Source organism: Bradyrhizobium retamae (assembly GCF_001440415.1).
Classification (GTDB): domain Bacteria; phylum Pseudomonadota; class Alphaproteobacteria; order Rhizobiales; family Xanthobacteraceae; genus Bradyrhizobium; species Bradyrhizobium retamae.
Map to the genome: position 1 here is coordinate 80,422 of NZ_LLYA01000159.1, position 25,355 is coordinate 105,776.

At 62.3% G+C, this 25,355-nt stretch carries 21 protein-coding genes and 1 tRNA gene; 11 read left to right on the forward strand and 11 right to left on the reverse strand.

The window, feature by feature from the left end; all coding sequences use genetic code 11:
• Positions 1-73 precede the first annotated feature (73 nt).
• On the forward strand, positions 74-1,450 hold the full coding sequence (locus CQ13_RS20535; RefSeq protein WP_057844654.1) for a cytochrome P450: 1,377 nt from the start codon (positions 74-76) through the stop codon (positions 1,448-1,450).
• Positions 1,451-1,480: 30 nt separating this feature from the next.
• Here the strand turns inward: CQ13_RS20535 and CQ13_RS20540 are convergent, their stop codons facing one another.
• The gene (locus tag CQ13_RS20540; protein ID WP_057844655.1) at positions 1,481-1,978 is read right to left on the reverse strand and encodes a cupin domain-containing protein; all 498 of its coding nucleotides are present in this window, start codon (positions 1,976-1,978) and stop codon (positions 1,481-1,483) included.
• An 86-nt stretch (positions 1,979-2,064) separates the two neighbouring features.
• The gene (locus CQ13_RS20545; RefSeq protein WP_057844861.1) at positions 2,065-2,904 is read right to left on the reverse strand and encodes an SDR family NAD(P)-dependent oxidoreductase; all 840 of its coding nucleotides are present in this window, start codon (positions 2,902-2,904) and stop codon (positions 2,065-2,067) included.
• A 186-nt stretch (positions 2,905-3,090) separates the two neighbouring features.
• Here CQ13_RS20545 and CQ13_RS20550 point away from each other — a divergent pair, with 186 nt between their 5' ends.
• From CQ13_RS20550 to CQ13_RS20560, 3 genes are all read left to right on the forward strand, one after another.
• Complete coding sequence (locus tag CQ13_RS20550; RefSeq protein WP_057844656.1) at positions 3,091-4,053, forward strand: sensor histidine kinase; 963 nt, start codon at positions 3,091-3,093, stop codon at positions 4,051-4,053.
• A gap of 207 nt (positions 4,054-4,260) precedes the next feature.
• Positions 4,261-6,036, forward strand: a complete 1,776-nt coding sequence (locus CQ13_RS20555; protein WP_057844657.1) for a putative bifunctional diguanylate cyclase/phosphodiesterase — start codon at positions 4,261-4,263, stop codon at positions 6,034-6,036.
• 170 nt (positions 6,037-6,206) lie between these two features.
• Entirely contained in the window at positions 6,207-9,314 is a 3,108-nt protein-coding gene (locus tag CQ13_RS20560; RefSeq protein WP_430649702.1) for an EAL domain-containing protein, read from the forward strand.
• On the opposite strand, the gene CQ13_RS20565 is transcribed toward CQ13_RS20560, so the two are convergent.
• Positions 9,230-11,125 (reverse strand): patatin-like phospholipase family protein, encoded by a 1,896-nt coding sequence (locus CQ13_RS20565; protein ID WP_245309246.1) that lies wholly within the window; start codon positions 11,123-11,125, stop codon positions 9,230-9,232. The genes CQ13_RS20560 and CQ13_RS20565 overlap by 85 nt on opposite strands.
• A 196-nt stretch (positions 11,126-11,321) precedes the next feature.
• On the reverse strand, positions 11,322-12,401 hold the full coding sequence (locus CQ13_RS20570; RefSeq protein ID WP_057844658.1) for an LLM class flavin-dependent oxidoreductase: 1,080 nt from the start codon (positions 12,399-12,401) through the stop codon (positions 11,322-11,324).
• 144 nt (positions 12,402-12,545) lie between these two features.
• Here CQ13_RS20570 and CQ13_RS20575 point away from each other — a divergent pair, with 144 nt between their 5' ends.
• Complete coding sequence (locus CQ13_RS20575; RefSeq protein ID WP_057844659.1) at positions 12,546-12,953, forward strand: YccF domain-containing protein; 408 nt, start codon at positions 12,546-12,548, stop codon at positions 12,951-12,953.
• A 13-nt stretch (positions 12,954-12,966) separates the two neighbouring features.
• On the opposite strand, the gene CQ13_RS20580 is transcribed toward CQ13_RS20575, so the two are convergent.
• Entirely contained in the window at positions 12,967-13,443 is a 477-nt protein-coding gene (locus CQ13_RS20580) for a universal stress protein (protein ID WP_057844660.1), read from the reverse strand.
• A gap of 174 nt (positions 13,444-13,617) precedes the next feature.
• Here CQ13_RS20580 and CQ13_RS20585 point away from each other — a divergent pair.
• Positions 13,618-13,694, forward strand: a tRNA-Arg gene (locus tag CQ13_RS20585).
• 53 nt (positions 13,695-13,747) lie between these two features.
• Here the strand turns inward: CQ13_RS20585 and CQ13_RS20590 are convergent.
• Positions 13,748-14,893, reverse strand: coding sequence for an NAD(P)/FAD-dependent oxidoreductase (locus CQ13_RS20590; RefSeq protein ID WP_197427378.1), 1,146 nt, complete (start codon positions 14,891-14,893; stop codon positions 13,748-13,750).
• 39 nt (positions 14,894-14,932) lie between these two features.
• Positions 14,933-16,261: an MFS transporter gene (locus CQ13_RS20595; RefSeq protein ID WP_245309247.1), complete on the reverse strand. Its 1,329-nt coding sequence runs from the start codon at positions 16,259-16,261 to the stop codon at positions 14,933-14,935.
• 200 nt (positions 16,262-16,461) lie between these two features.
• Here CQ13_RS20595 and fabA point away from each other — a divergent pair, with 200 nt between their 5' ends.
• Positions 16,462-16,998: a bifunctional 3-hydroxydecanoyl-ACP dehydratase/trans-2-decenoyl-ACP isomerase gene (gene fabA / locus CQ13_RS20600; protein ID WP_057844663.1), complete on the forward strand. Its 537-nt coding sequence runs from the start codon at positions 16,462-16,464 to the stop codon at positions 16,996-16,998.
• Between the two features lie 147 nt (positions 16,999-17,145).
• Here the strand turns inward: fabA and CQ13_RS20605 are convergent, their stop codons facing one another.
• On the reverse strand, positions 17,146-17,370 hold the full coding sequence (locus tag CQ13_RS20605) for a hypothetical protein (protein ID WP_197427379.1): 225 nt from the start codon (positions 17,368-17,370) through the stop codon (positions 17,146-17,148).
• A gap of 539 nt (positions 17,371-17,909) precedes the next feature.
• Complete coding sequence (locus CQ13_RS20610; RefSeq protein WP_057844664.1) at positions 17,910-18,428, reverse strand: copper chaperone PCu(A)C; 519 nt, start codon at positions 18,426-18,428, stop codon at positions 17,910-17,912.
• Between the two features lie 386 nt (positions 18,429-18,814).
• On the opposite strand from CQ13_RS20610, the gene CQ13_RS20615 reads away from it, so the two are divergent.
• On the forward strand, positions 18,815-19,918 hold the full coding sequence (locus tag CQ13_RS20615) for a transporter (RefSeq protein ID WP_057844665.1): 1,104 nt from the start codon (positions 18,815-18,817) through the stop codon (positions 19,916-19,918).
• 111 nt (positions 19,919-20,029) lie between these two features.
• Here CQ13_RS20615 and CQ13_RS20620 read toward each other — a convergent pair whose 3' ends face one another.
• Positions 20,030-21,727: a methyl-accepting chemotaxis protein gene (locus tag CQ13_RS20620; protein ID WP_057844666.1), complete on the reverse strand. Its 1,698-nt coding sequence runs from the start codon at positions 21,725-21,727 to the stop codon at positions 20,030-20,032.
• A 259-nt stretch (positions 21,728-21,986) separates the two neighbouring features.
• Between CQ13_RS20620 and CQ13_RS20625 the strand changes: the two genes are divergently transcribed.
• Positions 21,987-22,307, forward strand: a complete 321-nt coding sequence (locus CQ13_RS20625; RefSeq protein WP_057844667.1) for a hypothetical protein — start codon at positions 21,987-21,989, stop codon at positions 22,305-22,307.
• Positions 22,308-22,427: 120 nt separating this feature from the next.
• Here the strand turns inward: CQ13_RS20625 and CQ13_RS20630 are convergent, their stop codons facing one another.
• Positions 22,428-23,246 carry a helix-turn-helix transcriptional regulator gene (locus tag CQ13_RS20630; protein ID WP_057844668.1) on the reverse strand — a complete coding sequence of 273 codons (819 nt, stop codon included), beginning with the start codon at positions 23,244-23,246 and terminating at the stop codon, positions 22,428-22,430.
• Between the two features lie 282 nt (positions 23,247-23,528).
• Between CQ13_RS20630 and CQ13_RS20635 the strand changes: the two genes are divergently transcribed.
• Both CQ13_RS20635 and CQ13_RS20640 read left to right on the forward strand, forming a co-directional pair.
• Positions 23,529-24,098, forward strand: coding sequence for a hypothetical protein (locus CQ13_RS20635; protein ID WP_057844864.1), 570 nt, complete (start codon positions 23,529-23,531; stop codon positions 24,096-24,098).
• 66 nt (positions 24,099-24,164) lie between these two features.
• A complete protein-coding gene (locus tag CQ13_RS20640) occupies positions 24,165-25,334 on the forward strand; it encodes an MFS transporter (RefSeq protein ID WP_063800115.1) in 1,170 nt (389 codons plus the stop codon).
• The last annotated feature ends 21 nt before the right edge of the window (positions 25,335-25,355 follow it).

The following is a 25,355-nucleotide window of genomic DNA, read 5'->3' on the forward strand; positions in this document are numbered from 1 at the left end:
AATTCAGGCCGCGACAAAGCCGCTGACACGGGCGATAATACTCGCAATCCGAGGCTCAACCGGAGCAATCGCCATGTCGATGCAGAGTGTGGCTTCCCCCGTCAATATCCCGGTGCCGCCGAACCCCAAGGCGTTACGGCACATTCCCGGTAACGAGGGGTGGCCGTTCATCGGCAACACGCTGGCGGTGCTGGCCGACCCCAAAGGACAGATTGAGAAGTCGGCCGCCAAATACGGTCTGATCTACCGCACCCATCTGTTCGGCGAGACCAGCGTGACGATGCTCGGGCCCGAGGCTAACGAGCTCGTGCTGTTCGACCAGGCGCGTCTGTTCTCCTCCACCCACGGCTGGGGGCCGATCCTCGGCCTCTTGTTTCCGCGCGGGCTGATGCTGCTGGATTTTGAAGAGCACCGCCTGCACCGCCGCGCGCTGTCGGTCGCGTTCAAGTCGGGACCGATGAAGTCCTACCTCGTCGATCTCGACCGCGGCATTGCCGCGCGGGTCAAGCAGTGGAAGGCGCAGCCAGGCGAGATGCTGGTGTATCCGGCGATGAAGCAGCTCACGCTCGATCTGGCGGCGACGTCGTTCCTCGGCGCCGATCTCGGGCCTGAGGTCGACGATATCACCCGCGCCTTCATCGACATGGTGGCCGCAGCCGTGGCGCCGATCCGGCGGCCGCTGCCGTTCACGCAGATGGGCCGCGGCGTTGCGGGCCGCAAGCGGATCGTTGCCTACTTCTCCGAGCAGATTCCGATCCGCCGCGCGCGTGGCGGCGGCGATGATCTATTCTCGCAGCTATGCCAGGCGACGCACGAGAACGGCGCGCTGCTGTCGACCCAGGACATCATCGATCATATGAGTTTTCTGATGATGGCGGCGCATGACACGCTGACATCGTCGCTGACCTCCTTTGTCGGCGAGCTTGCAGCCCACCCCGAATGGCAGCAGCAGTTGCGCGAGGAAGTCAAAGGCCTCGGTAGCGAGGCCAACGATCCCTCCAGCATCGACAATCTCGAAAAGATGCCGTTGTCGGAAATGGCGTTCAAGGAGGCGCTGCGGCTGAAGCCGCCGGTACCGTCGATGCCGCGCCGCGCGGTGCGCGGCTTTTCGTTTAAGGGGTACGACATTCCCGCCGGCACGCTGGTCGGCGTCAACCCGCTGTTCACGCACCATATGCCGGATATCTGGCCCGAGCCGGACAAATTCGATCCGATGCGTTTCTCCGACGAAGCGCAGCGCACCCGCCACCGCTTCGCCTGGGTGCCGTTCGGCGGCGGCGCGCATATGTGCCTCGGCCTGCACTTCGCCTACATGCAGGCGAAGACCTTTGCGCGGCATTTCCTGCAGAATCTCGAAGTGTCGCTGGAGCCCGGTTACAAGGCGGACTGGCAGATGTGGCCGATCCCGAAACCGCGGGACGGGCTGCGGGTGATGGTGAAGGCGGTCTGAAGTTAAAGGCTGCGTCCCTACGATCTGCCCTTACTTCACCAGCGTCGTGAGTTGCGCGCCTTCGTCGGCCACAAACACCGCGATCAATTCCGCAGGCTCCGTCATGCTGGCATTGGCCGAGACCAGGTGGGTTGAGCCGGGCGGCTCGAAGAACGACTGGCCTACCCCAAACGTCTCGATCGGGCCGCCGGCAAGCTGCGAGCGGATCTCGCCCTTGGTGACGTAGGCGGTGACGGAGCCGGCATGCTGGTGCGCAGGCGTGAAGCCGCCCGGGCCGTAAAATACGCGCACGATGGTGACGCGCTTGCCCGGCACGTTCGGAAGTGCATGCGAGCTGATCGGCTCGACGACCTCCTGCGTCGAACCGGTTACGCTGTTGGCGCAGAGCGGCTCGATGATCGCTGAAACCGCGTCCATGGTCGACGGCAGCGTCTTGCTGATGACGAAGGCACAGGCGAGCCCGGCGATGATGGCGAGATAGAACGGCCGAGAGTTGGCTGGTTGTGACAGCCGAAATGTTGTGGACATTTGTTTCTAACCTCCCAAGGACCGAGCTCTACCTTCGTCATTCCGGGATGGTGCGTCAGCACCAGATCCGGAATGACAACCGTCCATTACGCACCCTGATCGAACGCCTTCCTCAGCGTAACGTAGCCCTGCTGCTGCTGGCTCCAGTTGCGGCCGCCGGTCATGGCGCCGTCGACCACCAGATCGTGACCGTTGATGAAGGAGGATTCGTCGCTGGCCAGAAACACCGCGGCGTGCGCGATATCGTCGGGTAGACCGGCCCGCGGAATCGGCTGCGCGGCCTTGTAGACCTCGCGCATCACGGCCGAGGTCTTTTCGGCAGCCTCCACTGACAGGCCGAGCGCTTTACCGAAAATGCCGGTCGCGATCGCGCCGGGCGAAATCGAATTGACGCGGATGTTGGCTTCGCCGAGCTCCATTGCCACGCATTTGGTAAGATGGATGACGGCTGCCTTTGCCGCGCTATAGACCATCGACGACGAAAAGCCGGCGAGGCGACCGGCAATGCTGCCGTTGTTGATGATGCTGCCGGAGCCTTGCTTGCGCATATGCGGCGCCGCATGTTTCATGCCGAGCATCACGCTGCGCACCAGCGTCGCCATCGCGGCATCAAACCGCTCGACCTCAAGCCCCTCAATGCCGCCGGTCTGCGCCGGGCCGCCGGCATTGTTGAACAGACAATCGATGCGGCCGAACTTTTCCACCGAAAGCCCAATCAGCGCGCTCATCTGTTCTTCCACCGTGACGTCGGTCTGGCGGAAGATGCAGTTGGCTCCGAGCTTCTTGGCCAGCGCCTCGCCCTCCGGCACGCGGCGCCCGGCGATGACGATTTTTGCGCCCTCGGCGACGAATAGCTCGGCGGTGTGCAACCCGATGCCGCTGGTCGCGCCGGTGATCACCGCAATCTTGCCGTTCAGCCGTCCCATGTTGTTACCCCGTCGAAATTCGTTGATGCCAATATTCCCGTCCCTCGCGGACAAGGCAAGCGAGCTTGTTCCATCGCGAGCGCCCGGCGCTCGGCTGGCCTTGCTGCCCTGCGCGCCACGAAATCCCCGATATTCGATATGATCGGCCATATTTTGGATGCGCTGATCACGTGAAGTGACAACCCGATGAAGAAATTGATCGACGAACTCAGGCACGGCTGGCTGGGAATCTCCCAGCCCTCCTTGCTTTCCAGCACGGTGTTCGCGGCCGGCTGTCTCGCCTTGTCGACGATCGCCCGGTGGGGTATCGCCCAGATTCGTCCGGACGTATTCTTCACGCCTTATTTTCCAGCCGTGTTCCTGGCCGCCGCCGTCGGCGGCGCCCGGGTCGGGATCGCGACGGCAATCGCGGGAGGCGCGCTCGGCGTCCTCGTCAATTTCAGCAGTGCCACGGCCGATTCCGCACGGTTTGCGCTGCTAGTGATGTTCTGGGCCGTTTGCGGCTTTGCCATTTGGGGCGTCGACCATTACCGGAGGATCGTCGCGCAACAACGGGAAGATTCCAAACGCCTGGTCCAGGAAGAGGGGTATCGCAAGCTCCTCGTCGAGGAGTTGCAGCACCGACTCAAAAACAAGACGTCGACGATCCACGCTGTGCTGCACCAGGTCCTGCAGGACCAGCCGGAGGTCTGGGGCAGCATCGATCGCCGCCTCCGCGCATTGTCGGCGACCGACGATTTGATCGCGCGGCTGGACGGCAGCGGCTGCGACATCAAGGACATGCTGCGTTCCGAGCTCGGGCCCTACGGCCACGTCCGGTTCAATTTGAACGGCGATGCGCTGTTTCTGCCGGCCAAACTGGCGGTCAGCCTGGCGTTGGTCTTCCACGAGCTGGCCACCAATGCGGGCAAGTACGGCGCGTTTTCTTCGGCCCGCGGGCTGCTACAGGTGTCATGGTCGGTGTCGGACGATCGCCTCAATCTCACCTGGGATGAAACCGAAGGCCCCGTGATCGAAAGCGTCGGCCCGCCGGGCTTCGGCACCAAGCTGTTGCAATCGGCGCTGCGCGCGTTCGACGGCAAGACCGAGATCAGCTTCCTGAAGACCGGCGTGCATTGCACGATGCAATGCAAGATCCCGGCGAGCTAGGCCCGACAACGCCCCGCCATTCTCGTTTTGAAGCATCTTTTCGATACAGATCTCCGCCGCTTTGAGCGACCTTCTCGTTTCGCGTTGACACTCTGTTAATGACGATCGAGCCCGGGGACGTTCGAAATCGCCACCTCCTACGGTTGTTGCGGTCTTTCGGAAGTCCGCTTAACCAATACTACAACGGACTTTGCCAAGCTCCCCGGCATGCATAGTCCCTACAAGAACGACTTTCAGGCGGCGGCGACGCAGGCCGCCAATGAAAGCGCATTTGAATCCGAACTGAATATCCTGAAAGATATCTTCAGGCTGCTTCCGACCAGCGTGACGGTTCAGGACGAGAACGGCGAGTTCGTGCTGGTGAACGACGCCGCGGCAGCCGCGCTGCGGATGGCCACCGCCGCGCCGGAGGCCTCGCACCTGAACGATCGCCGCGAAACCTGCCTCGAATTGCTACGTTCCGGCCGCCCGGCGGTGCTTGAAGAATCCATTGCCGGTGGCCAAACCAAGCAGGTATTTCTGACCTCCCACCGGCCGGTTCGGATCGCCGAGCGCAATCTGCTGATCTCGAGCTCGACCGACATTTCCGAACAGAAGGCGTTCGAGGAACATCTGTTCCGCTCCGCCTATTACGACGAGTTGACCGGGCTGCCGACGCGGCGCGTGATCGAACATCGCGTCAACAGTCTCTTGAAGTACGACAACGGACAGAGCCTTTTCGCGCTGGCCTTTCTCGACGTCGATAATTTCAAGCACATCAACGATTACTACGGACATTCGGTCGGCGACGCGCTGCTGGCGGAGATCGCCAAGCGGGTGGGACTTGATTTGCGCGACACGGACATTCTGTCGCGGATCAGCGGCGACGAATTCGTTCTGCTGCTCAACCCGGTCGAGAGCGAGAGCGAGGTCGCCGAATTCATCCGCTTCATTCTGCAGCGGCTGAAGACACCGTTCTTCATCGACCAGTCTGAAATCTTCGCCTCGACCTCGATCGGCGTCAGCCTCTACCCCGAGCACGGGCGCAGCTATGAGGAGTTGCGTCAGAACGCCGATATCGCGATGTACCGCGTCAAGAACGGCAGCAAGGGCGCCGCCGCGTTCTTCGACGCCAGCATGGAACGCGAAGCCCTGGCGCGGATGAAGGTCGAGCAGGCGCTGCGGGTGGCGATCCTGGAAAAGCGCTTTTGCTGCGCTTTCCAGCCCAAGGTCGATATCCGGACCCAGGAGCTCATGGGCGTCGAGGCGCTGGTGCGACTGCGCGACGACGAGGGGGTGATCCAAGCCCCCAGCACCTTCATCAATCTTGCCACCGAACTCGGCCTGATCGACGAATTGACTCACCTGGTGCTGGCCGAGATCGTCAAATCGATCGACCTGATCAACGAAAACTTCGGCCCCGACACCACGATCAGCATGAACGTTGCGGCCAAACAGGCCGGCAATCTCGAATTCATGCGCTCGTTCGCCCAGGCGATCGAAGCCACCGGATTTCCAAAGCGCTTCATGATCGAGGTGACGGAAGACGCCTTCGTAACCAAGACGCATTTCCAGGACGAGATTCTGCCGATCTTCCGCAAGCTCGGCGTCAAGATCTCGATCGACGATTTCGGCATCGGCTATTCATCGCTGTCGGCGCTGGCCGACATTACCGCCGACGAGATCAAGATCGACCGCTCCTTCATCACCGATATCCATAAGCGTCCGCGTAGCCAGGGCATCTTGCGGGCAATCGAATCCCTGAGCGAAGCGCTCGGCATGACCGTGATCGCCGAAGGCATCGAAACTTTCGAGGAACTGGCCTACCTGCAGGCAGCGACCAAGATCCGCTACGCCCAAGGTTACTATTTCTCAAAGCCGATCTTCCTGGAAGACCTCAAACTGACGACCCCGCGCGCCAGCGAGGCGCGCGCCAGCCAGATTAGCCGGCCGGCACAGGAAAACCGCCCCACCTATTCACGCGCCGGCGGCTATCGCCGTTAGAGCGTTTTCCAGCGAAGTGGACACCGGTTCGCGTCAAGAAAACGCGTCAAACAAAGACCTGAACTTGGCGATTTCGCCCGAAGGACACTCGATCAAGGCTTAGGTAACCGGATTTCCTAACGGCTTATGACATGCGCGCATTGTATGCATGTTCCCGGGGAGAAGGGAGAATGCGCGACCTGTTTCACCACCTGCGAGGCATGAAGGCCCGAACCGCGGCCGCCGGACGGCACCTTGCCGCAACGATCCGGGGCCCGGTGTTGTGGCTGACCCTTTGCGGCGGCTTGCTGGTCGCAGCGATTTTCGTCGGTACCATCATGATGGCCGGCGAATTTCGTGAGCGCGCGCTCGTCAACAGCGAGCGCGAGCTGCAGAATACCGTTCTTCTGCTCACCCGCCATTTCGACCAGCAGTTCGAGGACTCCGACACGCTCGCCGACGACGTGATCTCCCGGCTGCAGATTTCCGGCATCGGCTCGGAGGAGGAATTCCGGCAACGCGTCGCGAGCGCAGAAGCGCACGAGATCCTGAGATCGAAGGCGGGCGTGCTGTCCTATCTCGGCGACATCTCGATCTTCGATTCCAATGGAGACATGATCAACTGGTCGCGGCCGCTGCCGGCGCCCAAGCTCAACATTTCCGAGCGGGCCTATTTCAAGAGCTTCAAGTTCGATTCGCGATCACCTTCCATTCTGGCCGAGTCGGTTCGCAGCTATCTGATGGGCAACCTGAACTCCGTCATTGCCCATCGATTGAAGGGCGAAGACGGCATCTTCCTCGGCGTGATGACGCGGCGCATCAACCCCGCCAACTACGAAAAATTCTTCGCTTCCGTTGCTCTCGGAACCGGCGCTGCCATTTCGATGTTTCATGCCGACGGCACCCTGCTGGCCCGCTATCCGCGCGTAGACGCACTGATCGGCCAGAATTTTTCGAACGCGCCGCTGCTGCAGCGCGTGCGGGAAAGCGGCAGCGCGCAGACGCTGCGCGTGCAAAGCCCGATCGACCAGACTGCCAGGCTGGGATCTGCGGCTCCGCTCGCGCATTACTCGGGCGTGGTGGTCGCGACCAACACGGTTGCCGCCGCACTCGCCGACTGGCGGGAGCAAACCAGATTCCTGCTCGGCGCGGCGACGCTGTCCGCGGTGGTGATCGCCCTGATCCTGTTCCTGATCATCCGGCAGATCACCCGGCAGAGCCGCGAAGCGCAGCAGCGGCTGGAAACGGAGCGGGGCCGGCTCGATACCGCCCTGAACAACATGATTCAGGGCTTGGCGACGTTCGACGCCTCGGCTCGCCTCGTCACCTTCAACCAGCGCTACATCGACATGCACAATCTGTCGGCCGACGTGGTCAAGCCCGGCTGTCATCTTCGCGACCTGATGCAGCATCGCAAGGATCGCGGCTCGTTCGATGGCGACATCGATGAGTTCTGCGATTCGGTCGTGCAGAACATCGCGCGCGGCCAGGCGGGTCACAGCGTCATCCAATGCGCCGACGGGCGCACATTCTTGACGGTGAGAAAGCCGCTGGCGGATGGCGGGTGGGTCGCTACCATGGAAGACATCACCGAGCGGCGCAACCTCGAGCGGGAGCGCGACCGCAACTACGCCTTCCTGAGCCAGATCATCGATCACATCCCCTCCCAGATCACCGTGAAGGACGTGCACGACCGGCGCTATCTGCTGGTCAACCGCGTGGCGGAAGCCCATTTCGGCATTTCGCGCGACCTGATCATCGGCAGGACGGCCTCCGACATCTTTCCGCAAGCCGCCGCCGAGATCATTGCGGCCGACGAAGAGAAAACGCTGCAATCTCCCGACGGCCTGTTCAAGGACGAGCATGTCTGGGAAACCCAGGGAATGGGCCCGCGCTACGTCACCTCCAAACGGCTCGGAATCCGCAACGCGGCGGGCCAGGCGCATTACATCATCAACGTCGTCGACGACGTTACCGAGCGCCGGTTTGCCAACGATAAGATCGCGCATCTGGCGCATTACGATGCGCTGACCGACCTTCCGAACCGGGTGCTGTTCCGCGAGCAGATCGGCCGCGAGCTTCGCAAGGCCGCAGGCGGCGACCGATTCGCACTGCTCTATATCGACATCGACGAATTCAAGGGCATCAACGACTCGCTCGGACACCATGTCGGCGACGAGCTTCTGAAGGCGGTTGCAGCCTGCCTCAAGGACTGCATCAAGCCGGGCGATCTGATTGCCCGTCTCGGCGGCGACGAGTTCGCAGTGATCCAGACCGCGATCGGCGGCCGCGCGGAGGTCGAGGAATTTGTGGCCCGCATTTACGAGGCGATACGGCAGCCCTATCGATGCCTCGGCCATCATCTCTCGACTGATGCGAGCATCGGCATCGCGCTCGCGCCGGAGGACGGCATCGAACTCGACCAGTTGATCAAGCACGCCGACCTTGCCATGTACGCCGCCAAGGCCGAGGGACGCCGCACCCATCGCTTCTTCGAGCCGGCGATGGATGCGCGCGCCCAGGCGCGGCTCACCATGGAGCAGGATCTGCGACAGGCATTGGCCGACGGCGGCTTCGAAATTCACTACCAGCCGCTGCTCGATCTCGCGAGCGGCGAGGTGACGGGCTGCGAGGCGCTGTTGCGCTGGCGGCATCCCGAACGCGGCATGGTCTCACCGGCCGAATTCATTCCGATTGCCGAAGACACCGGCCTGATTAACGAACTCGGCGATTGGGTCATGCAGACCGCCTGCACCGAGGCGGCCGGCTGGCCGTCCCGGGTCCGGCTCGCCGTCAACGTTTCTCCGATCCAGTTGAAGTCGCCGACGCTGGCGCTGCGGATCACTGGCGCGCTGGCCGCCTCCGGCCTGCCGCCCGACCGGCTCGAGATCGAAATCACGGAGGCGGTGCTGATCCATGACGACGAAACGGCTCTCGCCATCCTGCATCAGCTTCGCGCCATCGGTGTGCGCATCGCGCTTGACGATTTCGGCACCGGCTTCTCCTCGCTGAGCTATCTGAAACGATTCCCGTTCGACAAGATCAAGATCGACCGCTGCTTCGTCAGCGACATCGAGGTCGACGGCTCGGCGGCGATCGTGCAGGCGGTGGTGAACATCGCAGCCGCCCGCAACATGACCACGACGGCAGAAGGCGTCGAGACCGAGCAGCAGCGCAAGATACTGCGCCAGCTCGGCTGCACCCAGATGCAGGGCTACCTGTTCAGCGCGCCGAAGCCGGCGGCCGAGGCGAGACGATTGCTGGGTGGGGGATTGGAGGCCGCAACGGCCGTCGCCTGACGCCGTTCCAGTGCGCCGGCGTCGAGGATGGCTGCGATGGCCGAACTGCCTCCCGCCTCCAGCGCCGCGATGGCCTCCCTGGCCCAGAGGTAAGAAGCTTCAAAGATTTCCGTGTGGCGATCGAAATCCGTCACATCGATATCGAGCGGAAGCGGCGGCCGCATCACCGTATCGAACGGTCCGACCGGCAACGTATCGTAGCGCTGATGCGCCACGAGGCTTCGCCACAGCACGTTCACGGCGCTCGGGGCCGCGGGCAATAGCTTCTTGCGGAACGGCGTCAGCATCGCGGCGATCAATTCCAGCCGTCCCGGTAGCGAAGCATAATCGACGTCGAACATCTCCGCCGCGGGCTCGCCGAAATGCACGACCAAATTGGGGCCGCTCTTGAGCTGGTGCATCGACGCCAGCGGCACATTGTCGATCAGACATCCATCGACCAGCATCGCGCCCTCAGCCGTGTAGAACGGCGGCAACAGCCCTGGGATCGCGCTCGATGCGCGGACCGCCTGCCAAAGCGGCCCCGTGCGGATCAGTTCGAGATTGTGCGTCGAAAGATTGGTGGCGACGGCCGCAAACGGCCGCCAGCAATCCTCGATCCGGCAGTCAGCGCCGTATTGGCTGGCAAGCGCCCGATCGAACGCCTTGTGGTCCAACAGCGCATAGCGCGGCCAGGTCGGCCGCCGAAAGCTTCGGCTCCTGACGAAGATTTCATGCGTGCCGTGCTCGAGATGCTCGGCTTCGAGATTTTTGGCAAAGCCGGCCACCATGGCCGAGCCGACGCTGGTGCCGACAAAGATATCGAACATCGCACCGCGCTCGCGAAAGGCCTTGTAGATTCCGACATGCGCGGTTCCAAAACTGCCGCCGCCGGCGGCGACGAAGCCGACGGCGCGGCCGCATAGAAACCGAATCAGGCTGTCGATATCGACCTGATCTTCGAGCGCGACATGGTGATGCATGAAGGCCGGCAGCCGAGCGAGCCAAGCCGCGGTGCCTGAGACCTCGCCGCTTCGCCGGTCATGGATGCGGACGAGACGGCGGGCCGAAATCGAATGAACCTCGCAGGCGAAAGTCTCGATTTCCGTCAATGGGGCCGCAGGCGTATCCCCGCGACAGGCGAACACGACCATGTCGGCCTGACGGATGGCCTTGCGCGCCCAGTGCTGGGCCTCGCGGCCGCCGAGATAGACCACCAGCGGCGCGGTGTGTTCGAGCCTGTTGAGCCATTCGGTGACTTCATGTGCATCGAGCGCGCGCCCGGGAAACATCGCATGCAAGCGGGCGGCGTCGACGATCTCGGCATGGGTCGCGGTCAAGCCGTCGCGCATCCGGCGATCGAAAGCGCCCGGCAGCGGCTCCAATCCACCGTCGATCAGCGCCACCGTTCGTGCTTTGGGCGAGGTGCGGAACGGCGCGATGCGCGCGGTCTCCTTGGCGAACCGCCGCGCCAGCGCCGCGAGCAGCGCCTCGACGATGGCGGGGGCCTCCTCGACGAGCTTCTGATAGGCCGGACGCGTCAAGGCCAGCACGCTGGTGTCGCGGATGGCGATCACATCGGCGGTGCGCGGGACATCGGCGAAGAAGCCGATTTCGCCGACCAGTTCGCCGGCGCGAAGCTCGGCGATCGGTTCGAGATAGCCGGTCTTGCGCACCGCCAGCGCGCCGTGCAGCACCAGGAAGAGCGAGTCCGACGGCCCGCCTTGCGCGACCAGCATTTGCCCGCGCACCAGATCCTGGCGGACCATGGCGTTGAGGGCCTTTAGCCGCTGTTCGGCACTGAGCGTTCGAAACAGCGCGAAGTCCTCCAACGCGGAGCTCCACGCAAGTACCGAGCTCGATCCACTCATTTGGCGGTACCCTGTTGAATTCGCGGCCGACTTTAGCGCCGCCCACACACGACCGCGAGCGATATAAAGAGTGCGCCTCGGCGCAGCGCGGCAATGCGCCCGGCGTCATCTGGCACTCGGCTGCACTGCAGCATGACGACCTTATCCGCCGGCCGCTCTACGCCGCCCACCGGCTGCGATTGTTCTCGGCGAGAATGGGCCGGATCAGCCGGCCAAAACGCTCGGCCTCCTCGTCATGCAGATAGCCGGACAGGCAGAACGAGTGGCAGCCGACATCGATGAATTGCTGCAGCGTCTCGGCGCACTGGACGGGATTGCCGACGACGGCAATGCCGGCGCCGGGGCGGACTTTTGTGATGCCGGTCCACAGATGCGGCAGCAGGAGATCGCCATGCTCGCGGGCGAGCTGCTGCACCCGCTGGTTCGCTTCCGATTTGGTGTAAAGCGTTTTCATTTCCTGCTTCTGCCGCTCGGTCGCATGCCGTACCAGTTGATCGGCGGCCTCCCAGGCGTCCGCCTCGTTCTCGCGGCAGATCACTTGAAGGCGCATGCCGAAGCCGATGTCATTCTCGCGGTCATGCGCGCGCGCCATCTCCCTGATCTCGGCGATGTTCGAGGCGATCTTTTCCGGCAAATCGCCCCAGAACAGATGCACGTCGGAATGTTTGGCCGACAGTTCCCAGGCTTGGCGCGAGCCGCCGCCGAGATAGAACTTTGGAAACGGCTGCTGGTGCGGGCGCGGGCGGATGTGCGCAGCCGATAGCTTGTGAAAGTTGCCTTCGAAATTCACCGGCCCCCGCGTCGTCCACAGCGCCTTCAGGATCGAGACTTCCTCTTCCATCAATTCGTAGCGTGCTTCCTTCGGATAACGGACGCCCTCGCCCTCGACCTCGCTTTCGTTCTGGCCGGCGATCAGATTGATGCAGATCCGCCCGCCCGACATCTGGTCGAAGGTCGAGATCATTTTCGCCAGCAGCACCGGATTGATGTACCCAGGCCGCGCCGCAATCAGCGGCTTAATCGACGACGAACGCGCCGCCATGAACGCACCCGTGATCCAGGCTTCCCAGCATACGGAACCGACCGGGATCAGGAGATATTCGAAGCCGGCCTTCTCCGCCGCCTGCACCACGCGGTCGCACAGTTCAGGAGACCCCGGAATCTGAGCGTCCATCAGGCCATAGGCGGTGGTGTCGCCATGCGTGGGCAGATACCAGCCGAATTCGAGCGGACGCATGAACGCTTCTCCCTTGACGTGCTCTTTGGCGCGCTTGTTGCTTGATCGTCGTGGGAATCAGTCTAGCGTCTGCCGGGCCTGGGGCAATCGGGTTCGCCCGCAGCGCGGTTTCGTCAGCATTGCGTCAACATAGGAATAGCATCCATGTCACCGGTCTCACTGCTCCTCAATGTGATCTGGGTCGTTCTCGGCGGCGCGTGGATGGCGTTCGGCTGGCTGGTCGCGTCCGTCGTCATGGCGATCACGATCATCGGCATTCCCTGGGCGCGGGCCGCGTTCAATATCGCGGCGTACACCTTGTTCCCGTTCGGCTTCACGGCGGTCTCGCGCGACGCATATACGGGTCAGGAAGATATCGGCACCGGACCGCTCGGGGTGATCGGCAACATCATCTGGCTGGTGCTGGCGGGATGGTGGCTGGCGCTCGGGCATGTCGTCACGGCCGTGCTGCTGGCCGTAACAATCATCGGCATTCCCTTTGCCTGGGCCCACTTAAAACTTGCCGGCATCGCGCTGTGGCCGATCGGCAAGATCATCGTTCCCGCGAACTAGGTTCAGCCTCTGATTATCCCGAGGCCACCGTTTCCGCCGGTTTCAACCGCTCGAATTCGGCGTCGCTGATTTCGGTCTGGGCCACCAGCACGCTGCAGCGCAGCCGCTTGACCAGGTAGCTGCCGATCGAGCCGAACCAGCGCGCCAGCGCCCCCTGCGGGCGGTGTCCGACGACAACCAGATGCGCGCCGATTTCTTCGGCGACCTCGGCTATTTTCTGCCCGGCATCGCCGACTTCCAGCCGCACTGTCGGCGTAAATCCCAGCGCCTTCAGCCGCTCGGCGCCTTCGTTCAGGATAGCCTTGTAATCCTCGGTCTGCAGTTCGATCGGGATCGTAAGCCCGGCCTCGGGCGTCATGATCGAGGAGACCTCGACGACGGCGAGCAAAAAGACCTCGGAACGGCAGAGTTGTGCGAGCTTTGCGCCCTCCCGCAACGCGCGCCGCCCCTCGACCGAACCGTCATAGGCGAGAAGAACCTTCTTATACATCGGACGTCCCCATCCATGGTCTAGAAGATCAACGCGTCAAGACTAGCACCCAATTGAGAGGAACGGATCGGAATTTTGCATGGCAAACGCGGCCGGCGTCGTGCCACCTTCGTCTCAGCACCCCAGAAGGGCCGGTTGCCCCTGCCCGGCCAATCGGCTAAATGAAGCACCGAAGCACCCGTAGCTCAGCTGGATAGAGCGTTGCCCTCCGAAGGCAAAGGTCACACGTTCGAATCGTGTCGGGTGCGCCAGTTCGTGTCCTGGGCGCGCAATATCCTGCCGAACAAATCCACACAAAACTCAGTCAGCGTGCGAGCTCTGCTCTAACCTCACCGAGCAGCGCCATGCCAGCTAACCGACCCAATTCGTCCGAACATTTCGCGCTCTTGCCGTAGCAGCCGAATGCAACCGCTACGCGCTCCGAAAGCGGTCCGATGCTGGGCAGGCCCTTGTCGCTAAAGGTGGTCATGCAAGGCACGACGCGGCGTTCTTCGAATTTGAGGTCGCGAATACGGTCAAGGATCTGCTTTTGAAGCCCATCGGCAACGTGAATCGATCCGCCCGATTGGAACCAGTCCTTGATATCCGCCTCGCTCTCGAGCGGAAGATCGACGGGATCACCGCCGAGCTTTAACCAGGTTTGGCCGTCCGGATAGGGGATTGGCGGCAGAATGTAGGGATTCTCGCCCTTGGGCCCGACACAACGCATCGACGGCATTCCGGCTAAGCGTTCAACCTCCGCCGCACCAAGCCGAAACATCGCCGCGGTGCGCGCATAGACCGTAAAACCCAATGATTGGCCGAGCAGTGATTGGGTATGCCCGCCGGCCGCAACGAGAACACGCTCGGCCTCGACACTGCCCGATCTCGTCCGGATCGTCACACCAGAGCCGCTTTCCGAAATCCCCAGAGCAGGCTCGTCGATGATCCGAGCCCCGGCGCGCTCCGCCGCGATCGTCTGCGCCCGGACCAAGCGGCGCGGGCTGATGTATCCGGCATTCCGCGGCTCGAAATACCCCTGCATTCCCGCCGTTGATCTCAGAAACGGAAATCGCTCGGCGAGCGCCGTGTCATCATATGCTTCACAAAGAATCCCGGCCTCAACGGCGATTTTGCCAACCGAAGCGACGTCCCTGTTTTCGCCAGGGCCAACGTGAAGCACGCCGACTTCCCGGTAGAATTCCATACCGCTTTCCGCTGAAATCTCGCCGTAGCGCGAAATCGCAGCGCAGTTCACGTGCCTCCAAAATGGGTCCGAATCGAAACTCCGCGTGATACGGCCCTCATCGTAGTGGCTTCCAAAGACGCCGTTATGGCGCGAATAATCTGCCGGCTCATTGGGCCCGATCAGTGCAACATCATGGCCCATTTTGCTCAAATGTCGCGCAGCCGCCGCCCCGATCAGACCGCGTCCGATCACCACAAGTTTGATCGCTTTATTGACGCTCACGATTAACTCCTACGCCCCGCTTGCATAAGCAGCATGAAGTCAGCTCTCCGACGACGGAGTCGATCTGGCATTGGCTTGCATCGGCGCGCGCGCATAGGCCTCCGGGATAATAATCGAGGGATCGGTCGGGTCCAGCGCATCGTGCGTGACCACCGTGCCCACGAGTGCTGTCGCGGCAAGATCGAAGTCGGTCTTCTGTGGCGAAGCGAGCGAGACCTGCACCTGCGTCCGATACAAAACGTAGGCCGCAAGCAACGCCTGAACCATTGCGGTGAACAGGAACAAGGCGCGTGGCCCTTCCGCCGACATGAGGGAAGCGGCAATGAGCGGCCCGACCACCGAACCGAGGCCGTTGGTGAGCAGGATTGTGGCGGCGATCGGTACGACATCACTCGCTGGGGTCTTGTCATAGGCATGAGCCGCGGCAAGCGAATAGCCGGGCAGCGCGAGCGCCCCGAAGAGAATGCCGAATAGCAGCAGCATCATTCCGGATGCGGAGATCAGCCACGAGGCAACGCCCGCAGCGGCGGCTCCGATCAAGAGAACGAGCAGCACCAGGCGGCGATCGAAGCGGTCGGACAGACGGCCTACCGGCCACTGGACGATCGCTCCTGCCAGCACCGCCGTACTCATGAACAGCGCCACCTGATCGATGCTGAGGCCGCTGCCGGCGGCCGACAGCGGCGCAAGGCCCCAGAATGCACCGTTAGCTGCGCCAATCATGAAACTTGCGACCAGCGCGACGGGTGCCGCGCAGTATAGCTGTCCGACGCGAAAGCTGACGGTGGTAATCGGTGCTGGTTGCGCCGCACGCGTCAGGGCCACCGGAACGATGGCCAGCGAGGAAAGCATGGCAGCCACCATGAAGTTCCCGGCCTCAGCGATCGGATAAAGCGTTACCAGTGCCTGACCAAACGTGATGGCGCCATAATTGACCACCACGTAAGCCGACAGCACGAGCCCGCGATTCTCGTTGGAGGCGCGATCGTTGAGCCAGCTCTCGACCACCAGGTAGAGACCGGCGAGGCAGAGGCCGGTTACGCCGCGGAAAACTATCCAGGCCACGACCACCGGCGCGAGCGCGTAGGCAAGCGCCACGGCGGCCGCCACCGCCACCATCGCTGTAAAAGCGCGAATGTGTCCCGCGCGCTGGATCAGATAAGGCGCGAGCAGACAGCCGCTGACGAAGCCGACGTAATAGGCCGAGCTGATGACACCGAGCGCAAGATCGTCAAAACCTTCCGCGCTGCCGCGCAACGGCAGCAACGTGAATTGCAGACCGCTGCCCGCCAGCAGGAACGCCAGCCCCAGAAGCAACGACACGATCGGGCGCAAGGTCTTCGGCATCCGGATCGACCCAACAGTCATCAGAGTCCAGATTCTCTGAATCCACAATGTGTTGATAAGGCAGCAGACCATAAGAAGTTTCGCGCCCGGCAGCGGCCCGATCCTGGCAAACTCACGGACGAAATCTGGGCGATCATGGCCTGCGCCTGCCGCCAGGCTCCGCGTCGAAAAGGCGGCCGTGAACGTTCGACAACCACTCGCCAAACATCGACAGAGGTGACATGGCCGTATCCGACCCGCGCGACTTTCACGCTCCGCAATCGTCCTACACCCGTGAAGAGCTGCTCAAGTCGAGCGAAGGCGGCTATTTCGGACCGGGCAATGCTCAGCTCCCGGCACCGCCCATACTGATGATGGATCGTATCAGCGAGATCAGCGTGGACGGCGGCGAATTCGGCAAGGGCCATGTCATCGGCGAGCTCGATATCACGCCGGACCTTTGGTTCTTCGACTGCTACTTTGCCGGTGATCCGGTAATGCCGGGCTGCCTCGGTCTCGACGCCATGTGGCAGGTCATTGGCTATTGGCTTGGCTGGTCGGGCTCCCCAGGCAAAGGGCGCGCGGTCGGCGTTGGCGAGGTCAGGTTACAAGGCGGTGTCAAGCCGGACACAAGGCGCGTGCGATACGAGGTCAGCATGCGCCACGTCAGGCGCGGCAAACTGGCGGTTGCAATTGCGAATGGCCGTGTGTTTGCCGACGACACATGCGTCTATATCGCCAAGGATATGCGGGTCGGACTGATAGCGCCGGCGACCTGATGTGCAATCCCAAGCCGGCTACCGTAAATTTCGATCGTATCACAGTCGAGGATGGCAGTTGGATCGATCGAGTTACCCATGTGGGGCGGCTGAAGTAAATGGATCTTACCCACGCCGTCTGAATTCGTTAACTCCGGAGCCCCGCCGTCAGTTCACCGCGCAGCTTGCGGAGTGGGTGGGCGTGTTGCCGGAAGCCGCCTGACAGAAAGCCTCAAAATAAGCTTCCAGCTCCGCTACGGCGCGATGCTCCCATTCCCTGGCTTGCGCCAGCAGGGAACCGCTATGAAGCGGCCGGAAGGCCGCGGTCTGGCGGTACAACGATGCGATTGTGCGGTAGCGGCGAACGTTTTCCATTATGGCCAGCCCGTTCATTGTTTGGATCTCCCCATTCCCTTTCCCGGACACGAATTTGCGGCAGAACGATTTTCGATTAGTTAGCGGGACTGGAAGAGAGCGCGTGTGGTTTCTGAACTGTTGACGGCGGATGCGCAGGGGATGGACGCGGCTTGCCACGGCAATGCCGCCAGCACCGGCGCCCTGAGGACATGCGCACGGCCGCGCGCGATAACGCGCAAACTATTTCGATGCCCAGACAAGTTGGGCCATGCTCGACCGATTCACTCATTGGTGCGAGTTCTCTGCAGCGAATTGCCGCTTGAGCAGATCACACCTTGCGAACGATCGTCGGCCGAAGAAAAGGACGCGCTGCTCCCATGCCCTGCCGCTGGCATCAGCAATATGCAGGCACAGTAGGCCAGTCCGATACCGAGAAGCGATGCCGACAAGACCGCGGCGGCGGACCGCCAGGCAGCCTGCGTTCTCTGCGGTGACGGCGGTGGCCTACCGATGGTGACGAGCGACACTTGGCTCGAGCCGGACACGGCTCAGGATCCTGGCACTGCGCGACTGCGCTAATGGTGCTTGTGCGCGACACTATTGACACCACTGACGGCGGCCCCGACGTTCTCCTCGACGTTGTAGATGATATTGACAGGCCCGGCCTTCTCGAACACCAGCGTGCCCTTCACCTTCTGGCCGATCACGAACGGCTCCTTGAGGCCCATCAGCAGGATGCGATAGGCGCCGGGCTTGAGCTCCACGGTCTTGCCGGGCTTGATCTCGAGACCGTTCGCGAGCGGACGCGTCTTCGCCATGCCGTCCACATCGACCACCTCGTGCACCTCGATCTGGCTTGCTGCGGGCGACGTGCCGCCGATCAGACGATCCGCCGTCTTTCCCTTGTTGGTGATGGTGAGATAGCCGCCCGCGATGTTGGCGTCCTTCGGGGTCGGACGCGACCAGGGATGGCCAATGTCAAGCGCCCCGGCCTTGTACTCGTGCGCGCCGGCGCTGGCCGCAATGAGCAAACTCGCTGCGACAAAAATAGCCGCGGTGACAAACACAAAGATATCTCTGACGATACTTGTCATAACTGTCCTACTCCGATACGCGCGCTGGACCGTGAAGCGTGTAGAGAATCAATCAGACGCGATTACGGCTGGCGCTCGCCGTGATTACGGCCGCTGCCAGACGTGATTGCGGCCACTGCGTTGCGACGCGAGCGACCTCGGACATACAACCAAGCAACTGATTGCACCTCTTTAGCCATTCGCCCAACACGCGACAGCCACACTGACGCCGCGCGCGCGATGGCGCGTTCGCTTTTCCGCTTCGCTTCGGTCGCTAGCCAGCCGCGCTTCTCGCAAGATCCAGTCAATCTCGCGCCAGATTGCGATGGCTAATCGCCGGACAGTGAGTACAGGGGGCGTATGTGTGTGCGTATCTTAGACGGCCTGCGGCCGGCATCTTTTCATCCATGATACTTTTACTCGCTGCTCCCGCCGAGGCGCATCACCCTGGCGGCGGCGGCAACACAGGTAGCGGCGGGCCCATCAACACCATCTCGGCCGACACGCTTTCCGAAGGACTGATCGCCGCATCGATCCGCTACGAGTTCATCCGACTGGGCCAGCTCAGCGATGCCGATCTGCTAGCCGCGGCGAGCCGGGGTACGCACGCGCATTCGATCCGCTCGATCGACAGCGTCTCGCTTTCGGTCGCCTACGGCATCACCAACGACCTGACAGTTGCCGTTCGCGCGGCCGGCGTGCGGCGCTCGGATATCCGTGAGCCCGGGCACGACATGCTGAGCGGCGGCCATATGGGCATGATGGATGCGAGCGACATGGGCAGCCTCATGAGCCCCGATGGCATCAACCGGCGCGGCAACTCCGCAGGCTTCGGCGACGTCACCATGCTCGGGCAATATCGTTTCCACAGCAACGCGCAGAGCGGGACGTCGGCCGCCGTGCTGTTCGGGTTCAAGGCGCCGACCGGCAGCACCGACCAGCGTGACGCCGCCGGCCAACTCTTCCAAGCCCAATTTCAGCCGGGCTCCGGCTCGTGGGATGGCCTGTTCGGCGCCGCCGTCACCAAGCGCGCCGGCCGCTGGTCGTTCGACGTGAGCGGCCTCTATTACCTGATCAGCACGGGCACACAGGACACCAATCTCGGCGACCGCTTCCTGTTCGGGACCGCCGTGTCGTATCGCCTGGTCGGGCCGACCGGCTCGGCGAAAGAGGTGGAGCTGCACGAATACTGCATGCAGCCGCGCAACCAGCTACAAGAGCATTGTCTCTATCATGCCAATCACGACCACAGCGACATGAAGAAGACGCCCTACACGCTGGACCTCGTCCTCGAACTCAATGGTGAGTGGCATGACAAGCAGCGCATCGCCGGCATTCCGGATCCCAATTCGGGCGGCACCACGGTCTACCTCACGCCGGGCGTGCGGGTGGGCTTCGATCGCTTCTCCGGCTTCGTCTCCGTCGGCGTGCCGGTCATCAACCAGCACAACGGCATTCAGTCCAAGCCGGACTATCGCGTGCTCACGGGGATCGGCGCGCGGCTGAACTGAAGCTGACGCCGCTGGTCGATTGAGGCGAGTGGCTCGGGCGCGAGCTCAATTTGCGGCTCGGCGACTGATTATCGCAAGTCCCTTCCAACGCGGAAGGGCTGGCGCGAGATGTCACGCCGCCCGGATGTTGCCGAGGAATTTGCCGGTTTCAGTTTTGAGCTGCTCGGATTGCGACGTCAGTTGACCGGCGGCATTGAGCACGAGGTTCGCGGCAGCATCGACTTTGCTCGAAGCTTCGCGCACGCCCGTGATGTTTTGCATCACCTCTTCGGCGCCTTGCGCCGCCTGCTGCACGCTGCGGGCGATCTCGTTGGTCGCAGCGCCCTGCTCTTCGACCGCGGCCGCAATGGAGCCTGCGATCTCGTTCATCTGCCCGATCGTGGTGCCGATCTCACGGATTGCGTTGACCGTCGAACCGGTCGCATCGCGAATTTCCTGGATCTGGCTGGTGATTTCGTCGGTAGCTTTGGCGGTCTGCGACGACAGCGCCTTCACCTCGTTGGCGACGACGGCGAAGCCTCTGCCGGCCTCTCCGGCCCGCGCAGCTTCGATGGTGGCGTTCAACGCCAGCAAATTCGTCTGTCCTGCGATGGTCTGGATCAGCGCCATGACCTCGCCGATCTTTTGCGAGGCCTCGACCAGGCGGCCGACCATGGCCTCCGTTCGGTTGGCCTGCCCAACCGCATTCTGGGCAATTGAGGAAGATTGGGTGACCTGCCGCGCGATCTCCTGGATCGAGGACGACAACTCCTCCGCCGACGCCGCAACGGTCTGCACGTTCGACGCCGTCTGCTCGGCGGCAGCCGCGACCTTCGCGCTCTGATCTGTCGTTCCCACCGCAATCGTGGACATCGACGAAGCGGAATTCTGCAATTCGTCGGCGGCCGTTGCGGTGCCGCGGATCACCCCGCCGATGCTGCGCTCGAATTCGTCGGCGATGCGGGACAAAACCGCTTGCCGCTCCTCGGCGGAACGCGTCTTCATCGCTTCCTGTTCGGTGCGCAGCCGCGTGGTTTCCACCAGATGATCCTTGAAGACCTGGAGGCTTCGCGCAATCCGGCCGATCTCGTTGGTCCGGTCGACGAACGGAATCTCGGCAGCAAGGTTGCCCTTGACCAGTTCGTCCATCGCCGAGCAGGTTCTATTGAGCGGAACGACCATGCCGCGGCCGAGCCAAAATGCAGAGAAAGCCGCTATTGCCAGTCCGGCCAACCCGGCGATCCCGGCCCAGATCATCCGACTGAAGACCACCGCGTCGATGTCGTCGACATAAACGCCGGCCTGGATGGCGAGAAGCTTGTCGCCTGCGCCAAACGCCCCGACATAGGCGAGCTTACGAAGTTCGGCTCCGCCGGCCGAGCGGGGCGCCAGATACTCGACAAAGCCGCCGCCGGCGCGCGCGGCCCGCACGATATCCTGGATCAACAGCTTGCCGCTCTTGTCCTTGAACTCCCAGCGGTTGACGTTGATGTATTTCGGATTGACGTGCACATAGGTGACGCCGGCGTCGGCGCTTCCCGTGCCGTACACGCCGATGTAGTCGGCGTGTTCACCCCAGCGCATGGCGCCGATCGAAGCAAAGGCCATCTGGCGCGCCCGGTCAGGCTCGATCTTGCCGGCCTTGGCCTCAGCCTCGTACTGGGCGAGGATCTTCGTCGCGGCCTCGACAAGATTGCGGACCGTGGTGCGGCGCTCGGCCAGGACCGCATCGCGCAGCACCAGGATCTGCAAGGCGGAGACGGCCAGCAGCACGATCGTCAGCGCCGCAATGACCATCGCAAAGCGCTGATAGACGGTGAGGTTACGCATCCGCTTGCCCTTCCTGTTGGTTGCGAATGCGTAGCAACACAACGTTAACCGACGGTTATCGGCGGATCCTTTCGACATGACGCCCGGCTTGGTGCGTCAGCTTCAAGGTTGAGCAAGCCGTCACGCCGCACCGCTGCCAAATCCCGCTTGAAATCATCACGCCAGGGCGACACAATGCTGCCTGTTCCTTCATTAACCGTAATGCGCCAGTGTATCAGCGCACCCTGACCGGGGCATGGTGCGGCAAGAGTGACTCATAATGGTTGAAGCCGATCTCGACGTCGTCATCCGGCAAATCGCAAAAGCGCAGAACAAGAGCCTGATGGCAGCCGTGAAGAAACGGCGCGACCAGATCATGGCCCGCGCGGCCAAGGCAAAGGACAAGGAGACGCGGAACCAATTCCGGCTGATTGCCAAGAGCACGATGGAGCTCGGTACGGCCGCAGCCAAGCGGCTGCAAAACTCTGCGCAAAATACCGCCGATAGTTACGCGCGGGCGATCAGGAACGCGGCCGAGGAAGCGGCGGCGGCGAAGGCGGCGAAAAAGCCTTCGAAAAAGGCTTCGAAGAAAGACTCCTAGGTGCGATCAGCGGCCAGCATCGCCTTCCGATGCGCCTCGTCGCACCAGCCACAATAGCAACCGTGTCAGCAAAGACGCTCACGGATCTGCTTGCTGTTCGAGCTGCCCACCGGGAAATATCTAACCGATCGCGCGGTAGGTACTCGGCGTTGTGCCGATCAATCGGCGAAATCGCCGGTTAAAGGTGGCGAGATCGTCGAAACCAGCCTTGAAAGCGATCCTGGAAATCGGATCCGAGCTCTCGCGGAGCCGCCTCGCAGCACGGTGGAGCCGCATATGCAGAACGTACTGATGCGGCGTCATTCCGGTGACTTGCCGGAACGTGCGCAGAAAATGATAGGGGCTCATTGCAGCGTCGCGGGCAAGCGCGTTGAGCCGTACCCCTCCATCTGGTTGTGCATCGATACGGCGGACGACCCGGGTGATCCGCCGCTGGTCATGCGCGCTTGGAGACCGGATGGTTGCGACTTCGTCGGCCGTCATCATCAGAACGGCGCCGGCAAGCCGGGTGGCGATTTCCTCGAGAGCTGCTCCGTCGCGCTGGTCGCGAGCGACTTCAGCATCGGCTAGTAGACCAATGAGCTCGTTTGTCGGAGGCAAGGCGGCATGGACGAATGCAGTCCTGCGTGCGCCGGGCACGCCTGCGGCAATGCTCTCGAAGAATGCCGGTGCGAAATGAAACGCGAGACACCGGTCGCCCTGCGCATGCTCATGTCCGCACTCGAAGTAACTGCCGGCGTTGCCGAGCAGAAGCGATCCTGGCACGAGCGTCGCGGCTCCAACCTGCGTCCGGTACTGAAAGCTTCCCTGCGCCACTGGCGAGATTGCCGTTTCGGCATGCTGCTCGACGAAAGAATGGTCGTGCGGCCCGTAGTCGCAGAGCACGTCACGCACGCTCCAACCCGGGCCGGACGCCAATACCTCAATCTTGAGTGCCATAACGCCAGAACGAACAATTCGGTCTCAGGTTCTCCAACAGAGCGGGCAACGGGCTGTTCCGGCCAGCCAGATCGGATTTAGCAATTTTTCCCAAGCGAAAACCGGCGCCGCGCCACATCTTCGGGGGCGATCCGGATCCCGCCCCAGGCATGCACTTTAGTTTCGCGGCACCGGATCGCGACAGTGAGCAAGTTCCATGCGGCGACCTTTGTGCTTGATCCCGACGGATTATCGGATCGAGGCCCACTGCGAAGCCGATCGTTAGAGTCAGAGGAGCCTATGATGACATCTGCGCATACCACAAATGCTCAAGCGCCAAGCTCGCTTACCACGTCATTTCCTCGCGTGCTTCACGCCGATGGCCCGGATCCAGAGCGCAAGGCCAAGCTGGAACTGTATTCGTGGCTCGTCGGTCAGTGGGAGATAGACGTCACCACAATCCTCGAGGACGGGTCCACCCACGCCGGTCGCGGCGAGATTCACGCCGGCTGGATACTGCACGGCCGCGCCATACAAGACGTTTGGATGATCCCGCGCCTCAACCAACGGCGCCCGGGTATTGAACAGCTCCCCGGGGCAGGAAATTGGTACGGAACGACGCTGCGCATCTACGATCCGAATCTCGATGCTTGGCGCATTCTATGGAATGACCCTGCGACCGATTTTTTCACGCAACAGACCGGCCGCGCACGGGGACGAGATATCGTGCAGGAAGGACCGGATCCAGGAGGCGGTTCGATGCGCTGGACTTTTGCCGAAATTGAACCGGCGTCTTTTCATTGGACGGCAGAGCGGAGTTTGGACAACAAAAACTGGCGGAAGCAAGTCGATATTCGTGCGCGCCGCATGTGAGCGGCTGCAGGCGTGTCCAGCGAGCAAATCATCAGCCGACCGCATCCGAAGCTTACATGAGGTCGTGTGCGCAGAACCCAATCCACGGCAGCTCTTGCATTCGGCTACTTCGTTGTGGGGGTCGGCGCTTTCGCGGTGACTGGTCTGCTCAACGAGATCGCGCAGGAGCTTGGGACGTCAGTCGCAGGCGCGGGACAGTTGATGTCCGCCTATTCGCTTTCGCTCGCGGTCGGGGCGCCGCTGCTTGTGTCTCTCACGAGGCGATTTGGACGGCGAGACTTGATTGCGGCGGGACTTGTCCTGTTTGGAGTCCTGCAGTTTGCCGCGGCGGTGGCGCCGACCTACAGCACGCTTGCGGCGGCGCGCATATTTGCAGGCCTCGCTGCCGCGATCGTCACTCCACACTCGATCGCTGCCGCCGGACTTGCAGCTCCGCCCGGACAGAGCGGCAGAGCCATCGCCACGATGTTTCTTGGGTTCACGCTCTCGATCGTCATTGGGATACCTGCAGGAAACGCGCTCGGAGCGGTTCTTGGCTGGCGCGTAACACTCGGCCTTGTCGGCGCAATGTCGTTCGCAAGCGCGGTGTGGGTCGCGCTCACGGTTTCAGCCAGAATGCCGAATACGCCGGTAGACTGGAACGCATGGCGGCCTTTGGCAAGCAATGTAGTCATTCTATGGTTGTTGCTGACCACGGTTCTCCAGTGTGCAGGTCAATTTACACTCTATACCTACCTTGCTCCCGGCCTCAGGGACAGCCTGGGCATTGATGCGGGGGGAATCGGCCTTCTGTTTGGCTGGTTCGGGGTAGCGGGGCTTGCTGGCAATTACTTCGCGAGCCGCGTGATTGATCGCATTGGCGCTGGACGTGTGGTTGGCGCTTGCCTTGTCCTCATGATTGCAGCATTTGCCATGTGGCCCATGGCATACGGCTCGCTGGTGACAACGATGCTGGCGATCGCGATCTGGGGGCTTGGCGGCTTCGCTATTCATCCGTCTCAGCAGGCACGGCTGGTGCTCCTGTCGCCGGAAATGGCTTCAGCCTCCGCAGCATTGAATCTGTCCGCCACGTATCTCGGGCAAATGTTCGGCAGCGCCTTCGGTGGCGGCCTGATCATTTGGTTCGGCCCGAATGCGCTCGCTTGGGGAGGAGCTGCTCTGCTTGTTGCTGCGGTTGGAGCAGCATTTGCCGCTGGCCTACGGCCCGCGGCTAGAGATAACGTTGAGCAAGCCTAGCCGAAAAGACGCCAACGAGGA

What these genes read in the sequence shown, in the direction of transcription:
- CQ13_RS20535 (WP_057844654.1), top strand. Translation starts at nt 74, where the DNA reads ATGTCGATGCAGAGTGTGGCTTCCCCCGTCAATATCCCGGTGCCGCCG.
- CQ13_RS20540 (WP_057844655.1), bottom strand. Translation starts at nt 1,978, where the DNA reads ATGTCCACAACATTTCGGCTGTCACAACCAGCCAACTCTCGGCCGTTC.
- CQ13_RS20545 (WP_057844861.1), bottom strand. Translation starts at nt 2,904, where the DNA reads ATGGGACGGCTGAACGGCAAGATTGCGGTGATCACCGGCGCGACCAGC.
- CQ13_RS20550 (WP_057844656.1), top strand. Translation starts at nt 3,091, where the DNA reads ATGAAGAAATTGATCGACGAACTCAGGCACGGCTGGCTGGGAATCTCC.
- CQ13_RS20555 (WP_057844657.1), top strand. Translation starts at nt 4,261, where the DNA reads ATGCATAGTCCCTACAAGAACGACTTTCAGGCGGCGGCGACGCAGGCC.
- CQ13_RS20560 (WP_430649702.1), top strand. Translation starts at nt 6,207, where the DNA reads ATGCGCGACCTGTTTCACCACCTGCGAGGCATGAAGGCCCGAACCGCG.
- CQ13_RS20570 (WP_057844658.1), bottom strand. Translation starts at nt 12,401, where the DNA reads ATGCGTCCGCTCGAATTCGGCTGGTATCTGCCCACGCATGGCGACACC.
- CQ13_RS20575 (WP_057844659.1), top strand. Translation starts at nt 12,546, where the DNA reads ATGTCACCGGTCTCACTGCTCCTCAATGTGATCTGGGTCGTTCTCGGC.
- CQ13_RS20580 (WP_057844660.1), bottom strand. Translation starts at nt 13,443, where the DNA reads ATGTATAAGAAGGTTCTTCTCGCCTATGACGGTTCGGTCGAGGGGCGG.
- CQ13_RS20595 (WP_245309247.1), bottom strand. Translation starts at nt 16,261, where the DNA reads ATGACTGTTGGGTCGATCCGGATGCCGAAGACCTTGCGCCCGATCGTG.
- fabA (WP_057844663.1), top strand. Translation starts at nt 16,462, where the DNA reads ATGGCCGTATCCGACCCGCGCGACTTTCACGCTCCGCAATCGTCCTAC.
- CQ13_RS20605 (WP_197427379.1), bottom strand. Translation starts at nt 17,370, where the DNA reads ATGAACGGGCTGGCCATAATGGAAAACGTTCGCCGCTACCGCACAATC.
- CQ13_RS20610 (WP_057844664.1), bottom strand. Translation starts at nt 18,428, where the DNA reads ATGACAAGTATCGTCAGAGATATCTTTGTGTTTGTCACCGCGGCTATT.
- CQ13_RS20615 (WP_057844665.1), top strand. Translation starts at nt 18,815, where the DNA reads ATGATACTTTTACTCGCTGCTCCCGCCGAGGCGCATCACCCTGGCGGC.
- CQ13_RS20620 (WP_057844666.1), bottom strand. Translation starts at nt 21,727, where the DNA reads ATGCGTAACCTCACCGTCTATCAGCGCTTTGCGATGGTCATTGCGGCG.
- CQ13_RS20625 (WP_057844667.1), top strand. Translation starts at nt 21,987, where the DNA reads ATGGTTGAAGCCGATCTCGACGTCGTCATCCGGCAAATCGCAAAAGCG.
- CQ13_RS20630 (WP_057844668.1), bottom strand. Translation starts at nt 23,246, where the DNA reads ATGGCACTCAAGATTGAGGTATTGGCGTCCGGCCCGGGTTGGAGCGTG.
- CQ13_RS20635 (WP_057844864.1), top strand. Translation starts at nt 23,529, where the DNA reads ATGACATCTGCGCATACCACAAATGCTCAAGCGCCAAGCTCGCTTACC.